The 12,686-nt window shown below is 65.1% G+C and carries 10 protein-coding genes, 1 tRNA gene and 3 pseudogenes; 4 read left to right on the top strand and 10 right to left on the bottom strand.

Going from position 1 to position 12,686, the window contains the following annotated elements; translation table 11 throughout:
• The 7 genes and pseudogenes from VP06_RS38305 to VP06_RS27135 all read right to left on the bottom strand — a co-directional run.
• Positions 1-94: pseudogene (locus VP06_RS38305) on the bottom strand (branched-chain amino acid ABC transporter permease); the annotation flags it as partial.
• Between the two features lie 3 nt (positions 95-97).
• Positions 98-847, bottom strand: coding sequence for an ABC transporter ATP-binding protein (locus tag VP06_RS27160; protein WP_048466924.1), 750 nt, complete (start codon positions 845-847; stop codon positions 98-100).
• Entirely contained in the window at positions 840-1,607 is a 768-nt protein-coding gene (locus VP06_RS27155) for an ABC transporter ATP-binding protein (RefSeq protein ID WP_156295800.1), read from the bottom strand. Before VP06_RS27155 ends, VP06_RS27160 begins: the two co-directional genes overlap by 8 nt.
• A 249-nt stretch (positions 1,608-1,856) precedes the next feature.
• Positions 1,857-3,095, bottom strand: coding sequence for an ABC transporter substrate-binding protein (locus VP06_RS27150; protein WP_063928453.1), 1,239 nt, complete (start codon positions 3,093-3,095; stop codon positions 1,857-1,859).
• Between the two features lie 68 nt (positions 3,096-3,163).
• A complete protein-coding gene (locus tag VP06_RS27145; protein ID WP_048466922.1) occupies positions 3,164-4,591 on the bottom strand; it encodes an NAD-dependent succinate-semialdehyde dehydrogenase in 1,428 nt (475 codons plus the stop codon).
• A gap of 115 nt (positions 4,592-4,706) precedes the next feature.
• On the bottom strand, positions 4,707-5,456 hold the full coding sequence (locus VP06_RS27140; protein WP_048466921.1) for a glucose 1-dehydrogenase: 750 nt from the start codon (positions 5,454-5,456) through the stop codon (positions 4,707-4,709).
• Between the two features lie 122 nt (positions 5,457-5,578).
• A complete protein-coding gene (locus VP06_RS27135; RefSeq protein WP_048466920.1) occupies positions 5,579-6,994 on the bottom strand; it encodes a class II fumarate hydratase in 1,416 nt (471 codons plus the stop codon).
• Between the two features lie 369 nt (positions 6,995-7,363).
• Here VP06_RS27135 and VP06_RS27130 point away from each other — a divergent pair, with 369 nt between their 5' ends.
• The gene (locus VP06_RS27130) at positions 7,364-8,110 is read left to right on the top strand and encodes a GntR family transcriptional regulator (RefSeq protein WP_048466919.1); all 747 of its coding nucleotides are present in this window, start codon (positions 7,364-7,366) and stop codon (positions 8,108-8,110) included.
• Positions 8,111-8,173: 63 nt separating this feature from the next.
• Here VP06_RS27130 and VP06_RS27125 read toward each other — a convergent pair whose 3' ends face one another.
• Positions 8,174-8,743 (bottom strand): helix-turn-helix domain-containing protein, encoded by a 570-nt coding sequence (locus VP06_RS27125; protein WP_197093298.1) that lies wholly within the window; start codon positions 8,741-8,743, stop codon positions 8,174-8,176.
• Positions 8,744-9,020: 277 nt separating this feature from the next.
• On the opposite strand from VP06_RS27125, the pseudogene VP06_RS27120 reads away from it, so the two are divergent.
• The 3 genes and pseudogenes from VP06_RS27120 to VP06_RS27110 form a co-directional block, all read left to right on the top strand.
• Positions 9,021-10,071 (top strand): annotated as a pseudogene (locus tag VP06_RS27120) (class-II fumarase/aspartase family protein); the annotation flags it as partial.
• A gap of 67 nt (positions 10,072-10,138) precedes the next feature.
• Positions 10,139-11,101: pseudogene (locus tag VP06_RS27115) on the top strand (IS481 family transposase).
• Positions 11,102-11,275: 174 nt separating this feature from the next.
• Positions 11,276-11,353: transfer RNA gene (locus tag VP06_RS27110), tRNA-Pro, on the top strand.
• A gap of 26 nt (positions 11,354-11,379) precedes the next feature.
• Here VP06_RS27110 and VP06_RS27105 read toward each other — a convergent pair.
• Both VP06_RS27105 and VP06_RS27100 read right to left on the bottom strand, forming a co-directional pair.
• Entirely contained in the window at positions 11,380-12,453 is a 1,074-nt protein-coding gene (locus VP06_RS27105; protein WP_048466917.1) for a tyrosine-type recombinase/integrase, read from the bottom strand.
• Complete coding sequence (locus tag VP06_RS27100) at positions 12,443-12,685, bottom strand: helix-turn-helix transcriptional regulator (RefSeq protein WP_048466916.1); 243 nt, start codon at positions 12,683-12,685, stop codon at positions 12,443-12,445. The genes VP06_RS27105 and VP06_RS27100 overlap by 11 nt, the downstream gene beginning before the upstream one ends.
• Position 12,686 lies beyond the last annotated feature (1 nt).

Genomic DNA, 12,686 nt, shown 5'->3' with positions numbered 1-12,686 from the left:
CGAGCGACAGGATGGCGTAGAACGAGCCGTTGATGAGGCCGAGCAGGAGCTGGCCGAACAGCGCCTGCATGGGGATGCCGAGGATCATGGGCATGGCTCAAACCCCGAGATAGGTGTGGAGCTTGTCGATGTTGGCGTCGAGGTCGCGGTTGGGGATCATGCCGATCACCCGGCCCTGCTCGACCACGAAGTGCCGGTCGGCCACGGTCTGGGCGAAGCGGAAGTTCTGCTCCACCAGGACGATCGTGTAGCCCTCGGTCTTCAGGCGCGCGATCGTGCGGCCGATCTGCTGCACGATGACCGGGGCGAGGCCCTCGGTCGGCTCGTCGAGCAGGATCAGCTTGGCGCCGGTGCGCAGGATCCGGCCGATGGCGAGCATCTGCTGCTCGCCGCCGGACAGCTTGGTGCCCTGGCTGCCCGCCCGTTCCTTGAGGTTCGGGAACAGCGTGTAGATCTGCTCCACATTCATCCCGCCGGGCTTCACCCGCGGCGGCAGCATCAGGTTCTCGTAGACCGAGAGGCTCGAGAAGATGCCGCGCTCCTCCGGCACGTAGCCGAGGCCGAGCTTGGCGATGTTGCGCGAGGCCATGCCGATGGTCTCGGTGCCGTCGTAGCGGATCGAGCCCTTGCGCTTGCCCAGGATGCCGATGATGGCCCGCAGCGTCGTGGTCTTGCCGGCGCCGTTGCGGCCGAGCAGCGTCACCACCTCGCCGGGCTTCACGTCGAAGGTGATGCCGTGCAGCACGTGGCTCTCGCCGTACCAGCCCTCCAACCCCTGCACTGCCAGAAGCGGGGCGGCGCTCGCGCTCGCCTGCGGGACCGGCTTCATCATCACCGCCTCAGCCATGACCGGCTCCGATATAGGCTTCCACCACGCGGGGATCCTTCGACACGGTGGCGTAGTCGCCCTCCGCCAGCACCTGCCCGCGCGCCAGCACGGTGATGCGGTCGGAGAGCGAGGCGACGACCGACAGGTTGTGCTCGACCATCAGGATGGTGCGGTTGGCCGAGACCCGGCGGATCAGCGCTGCGGTCCGGTCGACGTCCTCGTGGCCCATGCCGGCCATCGGCTCGTCGAGGAGCAGCATCTCGGGCTCCAGTGCCAGGGTGGTGGCGATCTCGAGCGCCCGCTTGCGGCCGTAGGACAGCTCCACCGCCGGAATGTCGGCGAAGTCCGACAGGCCCACCGCCTCGACCAGTTGCAGCGCCTCCTCGTTCAGGGCCCGCAGCACCGTTTCGGAGCGCCAGAAATCGAACGAGTCGCCGCGCTTGCGCCGCTGCAACGCGATGCGGACGTTCTCCTTGACGGTCAGGTGCGGGAACACCGCCGAGATCTGGAACGAGCGCACTAGGCCGAGCCGGGCGACGTCTGCCGGCTTCATCCCGGTGATGTCCCGGCCGTTATAGCGGATCGAGCCCGCCGACGGCGTCAGGAACTTGGTCAGCAGGTTGAAGCAGGTGGTCTTGCCGGCGCCGTTCGGGCCGATCAGCGCGTGGATGGTGCCGCGCGCCACCTCGAGCGTCACGCCGTTCACGGCGCGAAACCCCTTGAACGCCTTGGTCAGGCCCTCCGCCGCGAGGATCGTATCCGAGCTGACATCAATCATGATTATATCGTTCATCGAGCAAAATAATGTTGATCGGTTGCCTGAACAACCGATCGATGGTTCATCAATGCACTTGCCCTGGGTTCCCAAGAGCACCAGCCGGGCCCAACAATCGCGAATGTTCTGTGAACGCGTCACAAAGCGTCCGCATCAAGCATTGCGCGATGATGGTTTTTCACCTTGGGCAGCCGTCTTTCCCCCACGATGGTCCCACTCCGTCGACCGATCCGAAACCCAGGCGAGGTGGTTTTACGGCTTGATTAGGTAAGGGCAGCGTGTCTCGGACAAAGGTTGCATCGCGTCCGATCCCGCGATCGAGCCGACTTGCTTGTAGTAGTCCCAGGGCGCCTTCGACTCGGCAGGCGACTTGACCTGCACGACGTAGAAGTCGTGCACGAGCCGGCCGTCGGGGCGGATCGTTCCACCTCGCACGAAGACATCGTCAACCAGGGTCCCGCGCATCTTCTCCGCGACAGCTAGTCCCTCAACGGTCTGCGCGGCCTCGCAGCATCTCAGGTAATGGCGCACGGCGGAGTAGGTGCCAGCCTGGATCTGTCCAGGCATGCGGCGCGTCTTAGCGTAGAACTCCTTGGACCAGGCCCGGCTCTCATCGTTTCGGTCCCAGTAGAAGCCATTCATAAGGAGCAGGCCTTGGGCCTGCGCCAGGCCGAGCGCGTGAATGTCGCTGATAACCGCACCCGGAAGGAAGAACTTCTGCGTCTGCGTCAAGCCGAACTCGGCGGCCTGCTTGACGCTGTTGATGAGGTCCGAGCCGGCGTTCAGCATCCCGACGACTTGCGCCTTCGACACCTCGGCCTGGAGCAGGAAGGACGAGAAATCGGCGGTGCTGACAGGGTGGAGACTGGCCCCAAGCACCTTGCCGCCGGCCGCCACCACGCTGCGGGTCAGATCGCGCTGCATCTGGTGACCGTAGGCATAGTCTGCCACGATCAGGTACCAGGACGCGAGGCCCTGCTGCATGAGCATCCGCGAGGGGCCGACCGTGTTCGAGTAGGTGTCGAGCACCCATTGAAAGCCGGTGCGCGAGCAGCTCTCGTTCATGAGCGCGCCGGTCGCCGGCCCGGTGAGCAGGGTGACCTTGCCGCGATCCGCGGCGAGCTTCTGCACGGCCAGAGCGACCGCCGAGCTCGTCAAGTCAGCGATCGCCTCGACGCCGCGCCGATCGAACCATTCCCGCGCAATCGCCGAGCCGACGTCGGGCTTGTTCTGGTGATCAGCAGAGATGATCTCGACTGGTCTTCCGAGAACCTGCTCGAACTCGGCCACCGCCATTTGCGCCGCCGCTACGCTGGTCGGTCCGCTATAATCCGAGAAGGGGCCGCTCATGTCGACCAGGACGCCGATGCGGAGCGGTTCGGCCCCTCGCGCCGGCCGCGCAAGGCCGGCCGACACGGCCGCCGCACCGAGGGCCAGGCCAAGTGCGCGGCGACGCGTCGGAGCAATACTAGTGTAATTGCTGATCTGCATGGTGGCTTCTTCCCTATGATTTATTATGAAGGCAAAATTTCTCACGAACGCGCCAAGTTGAGCACGCGTCAGCGCGCGCTTACGAACTTCGTCTTCTGATAGGGGGCGAGGATTTCGATCCCACCCTCGGTGCCGTAGCCGCTCTCCTTCCAGCCGCCGAGCGGGACTTCGGGCAGGTGAGTCGGAACGTCGTTGAGACCTACGGTGCCAGCGCGCAGCGCGTCCTTCATGCGGGTCGCGCGTGCCGGGTCGTTCGTGAAGACATAAGCCGACAGACCATATTCGAGGCTGTTCGCGCGACCGAGCATCTCGTCGTCGTTGGAGAACGGCAGGATCGGGGCGACAGGACCGAACGGCTCGGACCGCAGGATGTCGGCATCGCCCGGGACGTTCGTCAGCACCGTCGGCGCGAAAAAGAACCCACGGTTGCCGAGGCGCTCCCCGCCCGTGGCCACTGTGGCACCACGCCGCCGGGCATCGTCGACGAGGCTCGTGATCGCCTCGACGCGTCGCTCGTTCGCGAGTGGACCCATCTGGGTTGACGGGTCGAGGCCGTCACCGACCCTCCAGGCGCGCGCGCCTTCGGCGAAGCGTTTGGCGAACTGCTCCAGGATGCTGTCCTCGACGAAGAAGCGCGTGGGCGAGAGGCAGATCTGACCGGCATTAGCGAACTTGCGCTGCACCAGAATGTCCGCCACGCGGACCGGATCGACATCGCCGCAGACGATGGTCGGGGCGTGACCACCCAGTTCCATCGTCACAGGCTTCATCACCTGTCCTGCGGCCGCCGCGAGGAGCTTTCCGACGGCGATGGAGCCGGTAAACGTGATCTTGCTGATCACGGGCGAGGGAATGAGGTAGCGCGACACCTCGTCGGGTCTGCCGAACACCACGGAGATGGCAGATCTCGGCACACCTGCGTCGAGGAGTGCCTGGGCGAGCACGAGCACCGACCCGGGCGTCTCCTCTGATGGCTTGCAGATGATCGAGCAGCCCGCTCCGAGAGCGCCTGCAAACTTCTTGGCGGCCAGGGCCATCGGGAAGTTCCAGGGCGTGAACGCCGCGACGACTCCGATCGGGTGTGTCTCGATGTCGATGCGGTTCCCAACCTCCCGGCCCAGGAAGGTCCGCCCCGCGATGCGGCGCGCCTGCTCGCCCGCCCACTCCAAGAACTCCGCCGAACGCGTCACCTCCGCCTTGGCCTCAGCCAGCGGCTTGCCCTGCTCCGTCGTGATCGTCCGGGCGGCGGCGTCAAGATTCGCTTCGAGCCTGCGCGCCGCCTCCTTGAGGATCCGTCCACGCTCCCAGCCGGGTACGGAGCTCCACTCGCGCAACCCCCGGGACGCGGCCGCGAGCGCGTCGTCTAGATCGGTCGTGGAGGCGTGGGCGACGCGCCCGATGCTCGTTCCGGTTGCCGGGTTTAGCACCTCGTCGCTCGCTCCGCTGGAGCCGGCGCGTCGTTCGCCGTCGATGAGAAGCGGGAATTTCAGGGTCATGGGTCACTCTCCTGCTCGTGACGACCCGCGACGAAGTCCCTGTTGGAAGATCGCGGGATTTTCTTCTAAAGAAGAATTTCTATTCGTCTTGCCTCGTCTGCGCGACGCACCGGCGCTACGCCGTGCGGCCTCCGTCGACTGGGAGCTCGACGCCGGTGATGAACTCGGCTTCGTCCGAGGCGAGGTAGAGCGCAGCGTTCGCCACGTCGGACACGCGCGACATCCGCCCGAGTGGGATCGAAGCGATGAACCTCGCACGGTTCTCCGGCGTGTCCGGCACGCCCATCAAGGGGCCGAGAAGGCTTGTCTCGCCGATCACCGGGCAGATCGCATTGACGCGGATCTTCCAGGGGGCGAGTTCGAGCGCGAGCGATTTCGACGCCAGATTCACCGCGCCCTTAGAGGCATTGTACCACGTCAGGCCGGGGCGGGGCCGAATGCCGGCGGTCGAGCCGACATTCAAGATTACTCCTCCCCCGCTGTCCCGCATCACCGCGGCGACCGTCCGCACGAAGAGGAACACGGACTTCACGTTCACCCGAAATACGCGGTCGAACTCCTCCTCACTGACATCCAGGAGAGGCTTGTTCGGATGCGTGGTCCCGGCATTGTTGATCAGGACAGATGGGGCGCCCAGCCGCCGCGTGACCTCCGCGACAACACGCTCGACGTCCGCGCCGGAGGACACGTCCGCGCCGAGCGCGATGGCGTCGCGGCCGATCTCCGCGGCGACGCGCTCGGCGGCATCGCTGCGGATGTCGACGATGCCGACCTTCGCGCCCTCGCCGGCGAAGCGTCTCGCGATCGCTTCGCCGAAGCCGCCTGCACCGCCCGTCACGATGGCGACCTTACCTTTCAGCCTCATGGTGGTCCTCCGGTAATCGGCGCTATGTCATGTGTGCGCCTGAAGAAAAAATTTCTTCGATAGAAGAACAGCGGCGCGCGCACGGATCCCACGTGACTCTGATCATGGCGCGAGCACTCGGATCACGTCCGGACCGCTGGCGATCGACCGGGCCGGACCATGTCGTCCGGCCTCACCCATCGGTCAAAGTCCTCGGGCGCGACGTAACCGAGACGGTCGGCTGCTTCTCTAAGGGTGATGCCATCGAGGAGCGCGGACTGCCCGATCTCCATGGATCTGTCGTAACCGATATGCGGTGCGAGCGCGGTCACGAGCATCACTGAGCGAGCGACGTTGTCTGCGATCCGCTCGCGATTAGCCTCCAACTTCGCCACCATGTTGGAGGCGAAGCTCTCGGCGGCATCCGCGAGCAGCAGGATCGACTCGAGGATCGCGTGAATGATCACCGGCTTGAAGACGTTCAGCTCTAGGGCGCTTTGCGCCCCTGCAACGGTGACAGTCGCGTGATTTCCGATGACCCGTGCGCATACCATCGTCAGGGCCTCGGACTGCGTCGGGTTCGTCTTGCCGGGCATGATCGAGGATGAGAGGCCGTCCGACGGCAGGATCAGCTCGGACAACCCGGCCCGCGGCCCGCTGCCGAGCAGCCTGACATCGTTGCCGAGTTTGTTGAGCGACACCGCGATGACGTTGAGCTGTCCGCTCAGCTCGACCAGCGCGTCATGCGCGCCCATTCCCTCGAATTTGTCCGGATTTGGCGTAAAGGCGAGGCCGGTGCGCTCCGCCAGAAGCCGGCAGAACACGACGTCAAAATCTGGATGTCGGTTCAGTCCGGTCCCGACCGCGGTGCCACCCTGCGGCAAGGACAGGAAGCGCCCCATGCCGGCGCGCAAGCGCTCCTGCCCGAGCTCCACCTGGCGTGCGAAGGCCGCGAAAGCCTGCCCAAGCGTCATGGGGACGGCATCCATCATATGCGTGCGGCCGATCTTCACCACGTCGGCCCACTCCCGCGCACGGCCCGCCAGAGTCCCCCGAAGCGTCTCGAGGGATGGAATGAGCCTATGTTCGATCGCCCGGACAGCAGCGATGTGCATGACGGTCGGAAACGAGTCGTTCGAGGATTGCGACCGATTCACGTGATCATTCGGATGCACGGGGCTTCGGCTGCCGAGCGGCTGTCCGAGCAATTCGTTCGCCCGGTTCGCGATGACCTCGTTCGCGTTCATGTTCGTCTGCGTGCCCGACCCCGTCTGCCAGACGGTGAGCGGGAAGTCGGCATCGCGCTCGCCCGCCGCGATTTCCTCCGCCGCCCGCACAATGACCTGCACAAGATCCTTGGGAAGTTCGCCGAGCGCGAGGTTGGCCTGCGCACACACGACCTTGTGCAAACCTAGAGCACATACGAGTTCGGGCTGGAATCGTTGGTCGCCGATGCGAAAGAGGCGCCGCGCGCGCTCCGTCTGCGGTCCCCAATAGCGCCCGGCCGGGATCTCGATGGCCCCAAGGCTGTCCGTCTCGGTTCTCACGCTATCCGTCATGGCGGTGCCAGTCTTTCCAATGAACGGCTGGGTCGCGCGAGCACAGGCACGACCCGCCGGAAACGTAATTTCGCGCCGCGCTTTCGGAGCCAGCGGCTCGTGTCTCGGAACACACGTTCAGGTCGGACGTCCCGCCCCGATAATCGTGCCGGATTGTCCACGCCTCATCTAGCTCAGCGAGCGCGATGCCTCGTGCCCACTCTCTGAAGCCGGACCCATCGCGACACAGGATGCCATCAAGACCGGCACCCCTTCCTTTGTTCGTACATAGTTTATGTACGTTCATTGCCTGGGCGTCAAGCCCTGGCTTGACGCCGTGCATCATCGTCCGCTTACCCTCCCGGCTCCAACACGGATGGGACCTCTTCCTTGGAGACACGGTACGCCTTCGTCGCACGCGCCCTGGCCGAGGCAATCGCCGACGGACGACATCCCGTAGGCTCGCTGCTTCCGAACGAGCACGCGCTGGCGGAGCAGTTCTCCGTCAGCCGGGCCACCGTGCGTGCGGCCATGCGAGAGTTGCAGGCTTCGGGCCTGATCAGCCGCAGGAAGAGCGCGGGAACGCGCGTCGAGGCCGCGGCAGCTTCGTCCGCGTCCGGCTTCTCGCAGAATCTGGAATCGATCGAGGCCGTGCAGCAGTTCGGCGTCGAGACGGAACGGCGAGTTGAGGAGATCGCCGACGTCGTGGCCGACGTGGATTTGGCCGAGCGACTCGGGTGTCAGCCTGGCCAACGTTGGCTCAAGATTGCGTTCCTGCGGCTCAAGCCGGACGATCCGGCCGAGTTGCCGATCTGCTGGACGGACGTCTACATCGATGCCACCTTCGCGGCTCCGGTGCGCGCGCGCCTGAGCGGCCATGCCGGCATCTACAGCACGTTACTGGAGGCGATCTCGGGTCGGCGCATCGTCGAAATTCGGCAGGAGATCCGTGCGGGGGGGGTTCCGACGGAGATTGCTGGCGCGCTGCGCACGGAGCCGGGAAGCCATGCCCTGGCAATCCGACGGCAGTACGTTCTCAGCCCGCAGTCAGTGGCGGAGATCTCGCTGAGCATCCATCCCGCCGACCGCTACCGCTATGCCAGCCGTCTCCTTCGGCAGGAGGCGCCCGGATCCTGACGGGCGGGACGGGGACCGCCGTCGATCCCCGGTCCAACTTGGGCGACCACGCCGCGCGGCCGATCAGGACGTTCGAGGAGGCGGCAAAGCCGAGATCACCAAGTAATATTCAGCGGCCTGATCCGTGCGGTTGTCGAACCAGTGTTCGACGTCTGGCACAAAGTACAGCGAGTCCCCTTCCTCAAGAACGATCTCCTCGCGACCGAACCCGACGACGACCCTGCCCCGGGCGGCGACGACCTGCTTGCCGGCACCGGCTGGATAAGGCGGCAATCGCCCCGTCGACGTCCGCGCCGGCAGGCGATGCAGGACGACCTCGACTGACAGGCCCGCCATGATCGGAGAGAGGAGGTGCCGTTCGAAGCCGGTTTTGGCGTCATGGAAGACGTGCCGCTGACTCTTCCTCACCAATGCGAAGGCGTGGCGGCTCGCTTCGTCGCCCATCAGGGTGGAGAGTGGCGTGTTCAGTGCGTAGGCGATGCGCTTCGCAATGCCGATCGTCGGGCTCTTCTCCCCGCGCTCGACCTTCGACAGCATGGCTCTGCTGACCCCGGACTGCTTCGAGAACTGCTCGAGCGTCAACTCGGCCCGTTCCCGCGATGCGCGGACCCGGTCGCCGAAGGCGCGGCTCACAGCATCCGGACATGGTGCGGGCCGCATTGTCACCTTCGCCATATTTCAAGACGCTCACCGACTCCGCCGAGGCAGCGACCGCTTCTAGAGACCTCTGCGCGCGCTGTCACATCGACGGCCAGGAGTCCACGGTCCTCCTCAACCGGCCCTCCCCCACCCCGTCGGTGCTGACGGACGCCACCTCCGTTGACACTATGTCCGTACATAAGATACCAGAATTATGTTCGAACATAGTGCACCGCTCGAGGAGCGTCCGGAGGACATGATGGCCCGCCCGATGCGTGCACCCGCGACCACCGTCATCGACTCCCTCCTGTTCCGTGACGCCTTCGGCACCCCGGCCGTGCGCGCGATCTTCTCCGACCATGCCCTGATCCAGCGCTACATCGAGGTCGAGGGCGCCCTCGCCAAGGCTGCCTGCGGCGTCATCCCAACTGTAGCAGCCGAACAGATCGCCGGGCGCTGCAACTTCGAGGCACTCGACTTCGATCTCCTGAGCCACGAGACTGACACCATCGGCTACCCGATCCTGCCGCTCGTGCACCAGTTGGTGAAGCAGTGCGGTGAGGCAGGCCGCTACGTCCATTGGGGTGCCACGACCCAGGACATCATGGACACCGCCACCCTGCCCTGCTCCAGATCCGCGCGGGTCTGGACCTCGTTGCCGCCGACGTCGACGTCCTGAGGACGATCCTCGCCGACTTGTCGCGCCGCCACCGCGACACCCCGATGGCAGGACGCACCCACCTTCAGCAGGCCCTGCCGGTCACCTTCGGCTACAAGACCGCGATCTGGCTCGCCGCTCTCGACCGCCACGCCGAGCGTCTCGCCCAGGTCCGCCCGCGGGTGCTGGTCGGCTCGTTCGCGGGGGCAGCAGGCACCCTGGCCTCGCTTGGCGAGCACGGCCTCGCCGTTCAGGAGACCTTCTGCCGCGAACTCGGTCTCGGCGTGCCGGTCTCGACGTGGCACGTCGCGCGCGACGGCTTCGCCGAGGTGGTCAACCTCCTCGCCCTGATCACCGGCTCCCTCGGCAAGATCGCCCTCGACGTCATGACATGGCCTCGACCGCGTTCGCCGAGGTCTACGAGCCCTTCGTCACCGGGCGTGGCGCCTCCTCGACCATGCCGCAGAAGCGCAACCCGATCTCGTCCGAAATGATGCTCGCCGCCTCCAAGGGCGTGCGCCCGCAGGCCGGCCTGATGCTCGACGCCATGGTGCAGGATTTCGAGCGGGCGACGGGCCCGTGGCACGCCGAGTGGATGGCGATCCCCGAGAGCTTCGTGCTCGCGGCGGGAGCCCTTCATCAGGCGAAGTTCGCGCTGGGCGGACAAGGTGTGCAGTCCCGGAGTGTGATGGTGCATTGTCGGCGCTGGGGCGCCAGGCGGAAGATGCACTATGGCAGGAGTTCTTCACAGCAGCGCCCGCACGACGCCACGTATTCGAGCCGAGCTCCAAGCGTCGAAAGAAAGTAGCCGCTCCCTTACCGCCCAGTACGGCCTGAACCCGAAGACAGTCGCGAAATGGCGCAAGCGGACGGTGACGACCGATGCGCCGATGGAGCTGACGCCCGGGAGCACAGTCCTGACGCCGGCTGAAGAGGCGACTGTGGTCGAGTTCCGGAGGCGAACGCTGCTCCCGCTCGACGATATTTTCGGTTGCTTGCGCGATACTATCCCCCATTTGAGCCGCTCGGCCCTTCATCGCTGTCTGCAACGGCACACCATCTCTCGCCTTCCGGCAGCCGAAACCGCGCAGACGCGCAAGCGGTTCCAGACTTACGAGATCGGCTACGTGCACATCGACAGCTGCGAGCTGCGCCATGCCGAGGGCAAGCTGGTCATGTTCCTGACGATTGACCGGGCCTCAAAGTTTACCTAAGCTGAATTCTACGATAGTGCCGGCAAGATACAAGGATCAGCGTTCCTCCGGAACGTGGTGGCAGCCTTTCCCTACAAGATCCACACGGTCCTGACCGACAATGGCATGGCCTTCGCTGACATGCCAAAGAACAGGACAGGACCGAGCCGGCATTTTCTAGGTCCTCATATCTTCGATCGCGTCTGTATCGAGCATGACATCGGACATCGCCTGACCAAGCCTTACCATCCTTGGACCAATGGGCAGGCTGAAGGCATGAACCGGACGATCAAGGATGCGATCGTCAAGGTCTTCCACTACGATGATCTACAGAGCTTGAAGGCGCATGTGCTGGCGTTCGTCACAGCTTACAACTTCGCTAAGCACCTCAAGGCGCTGCGCTGGAAGACCCCGTTCCAAATCATCTGTCAGGCATGGACCAAAGACCTAGACCGGTTCAAGATCTATCCGCACCACCTCATTCCGGGACCATACACGTAAGCCTCGCACGAGCCTCCTACCCTTTTGGAACGAGACCCGAATATCGCGTGGGACTTCCGTGGGACTTTCCGCTCTGAAGGCCGCTTCTGTTCGCCGTTCGTTGCCGCGAACGCGAAAAAAGGGGGTTGCGCGGCCAAGGCCAAAAAGCTAGATCGACCAGGCCCTAAGGGGCGTCGGAGCGTAGCGCAGCCCGGTTAGCGCACTAGTCTGGGGGACTAGGGGTCGGAGGTTCGAATCCTCTCGCTCCGACCATTATTTTACAATGACTTAGGCGCCGCCTAAGTCGATGCCTTCGAACCGTTTTGCAAAGCATTTTGCAGCTTCCGGTTCCGGTGGTGACCTTCCAGCTTTACGATAGCGGCCTCGGCGAGGCTTCGCGTCCGAGCGAGATACCGGTCCAAAATCTTCTGCGCATGGGCCTGCGAGTGCCCAGTGATCGTCGCGATCTCCGGCACGGTGCAGCCAGCCTCCGCCAGCATCGTCACCGCCGTGCCGCGCAGATCGTGGAAGTGCAGGTCGACCGTGATGCCGGCCGCCTTGGTCGCCTCCGACCAGTGCTCGTGGAAATTCCGCTTCTTCCAGGACGTGCCGCGATCCGTCACCAGGATTGTCGTGGCGCGCCGCGGCGCGGCGTCGAGCGCCGTCCGCAGCGCGGTCGTCGCCGGCACGTAGACAGCCCTCCGGTTCTTGCCCTGGCGCAGGGTGATGGCCTTGCCGTCATAGGCACTCCACGGCAGAGCCAGCAGGTCGGCCTGGCGCTGGCCGGTGTGCAGGGCGAGCATCAGCGCCAGCCGAAGCTCCGGCGACGCCGCTTCCTCGAACGCCGTCACGTGCTCCGGCAGCCAGATCATCTCCGCCCGATCGGCGCGATAGGCTCGCTCGAACGTCGCGATCGGGTTGTTCGTGATATGGCCGCGGTCCACGCCCCACGACAGCACCCGAGCCAGCGCCGCCAGTTTGGCGTCTGCTGCGCGCGGGTGCGCCTCAGCAAGTTTGTCGTGCCAGCGGAGGAATAAAGGGCGCGTGCGCTGCGCTTGCGCGTGTTCAAGCGGGGTCGCGCCCCACTTGTCTTCGACGGCCTTCAGATTGAGCTTCGCGATTTCCTGCGTCGAATCTGCTAGGTTGGTGAACTGCCCGGACGCCTGATATTGCCTGATCAACCAAGAAATTGTGCCGGCACCTCGGTCCTGCGCAGCAGATCGTGCCGCCGACTGAAACGACGCCAGAAATTCGGGTGTGCCAGGATGACCGACGAGCCGCGTTCCGGTCGCCCGGTGATAATAGTAGGTCGCCTCGGTCCCGTCCGCGAGTTTGGCACGGACGGTGTTGATCCCCTTGAGCCTAGTCCGCATGCTGGGCCGCCCATTCCTCCCACGATTGCCCGGCAGCCTCCACGAGGCCCGAGCGGCGATCAAGGGCCCGGTCAATCGCCTTGCGGTCCCACCGCCGGGTGCCGGGCATCGCCGCCGGCACGTAGCCCCGGCGAACCCAGTCGTCGAACGCCTCGACGCTGCACCCGCAGTATTCGGCGGCCTGTTCCCGGGTGAGCCCGCGGGGCAGCATTCCGAGCGGCAGCGCCGTCATC

The organism is Methylobacterium aquaticum (assembly GCF_001043915.1).
Classification (GTDB): Bacteria; Pseudomonadota; Alphaproteobacteria; order Rhizobiales; family Beijerinckiaceae; genus Methylobacterium; species Methylobacterium aquaticum.
Note: the sequence above shows the minus strand (reverse complement) of the source record. Positions and strands in the feature narration are given on the sequence as shown.

What these genes read in the sequence shown, in the direction of transcription:
- VP06_RS27145 (WP_048466922.1), bottom strand. Translation starts at nt 4,591, where the DNA reads ATGACCCTGAAATTCCCGCTTCTCATCGACGGCGAACGACGCGCCGGC.
- VP06_RS27140 (WP_048466921.1), bottom strand. Translation starts at nt 5,456, where the DNA reads ATGAGGCTGAAAGGTAAGGTCGCCATCGTGACGGGCGGTGCAGGCGGC.
- VP06_RS27105 (WP_048466917.1), bottom strand. Translation starts at nt 12,453, where the DNA reads ATGCGGACTAGGCTCAAGGGGATCAACACCGTCCGTGCCAAACTCGCG.
- VP06_RS27160 (WP_048466924.1), bottom strand. Translation starts at nt 847, where the DNA reads ATGGCTGAGGCGGTGATGATGAAGCCGGTCCCGCAGGCGAGCGCGAGC.
- VP06_RS27100 (WP_048466916.1), bottom strand. Translation starts at nt 12,685, where the DNA reads ATGACGGCGCTGCCGCTCGGAATGCTGCCCCGCGGGCTCACCCGGGAA.
- VP06_RS27150 (WP_063928453.1), bottom strand. Translation starts at nt 3,095, where the DNA reads ATGCAGATCAGCAATTACACTAGTATTGCTCCGACGCGTCGCCGCGCA.
- VP06_RS27135 (WP_048466920.1), bottom strand. Translation starts at nt 6,994, where the DNA reads ATGACGGATAGCGTGAGAACCGAGACGGACAGCCTTGGGGCCATCGAG.
- VP06_RS27155 (WP_156295800.1), bottom strand. Translation starts at nt 1,607, where the DNA reads ATGATTGATGTCAGCTCGGATACGATCCTCGCGGCGGAGGGCCTGACC.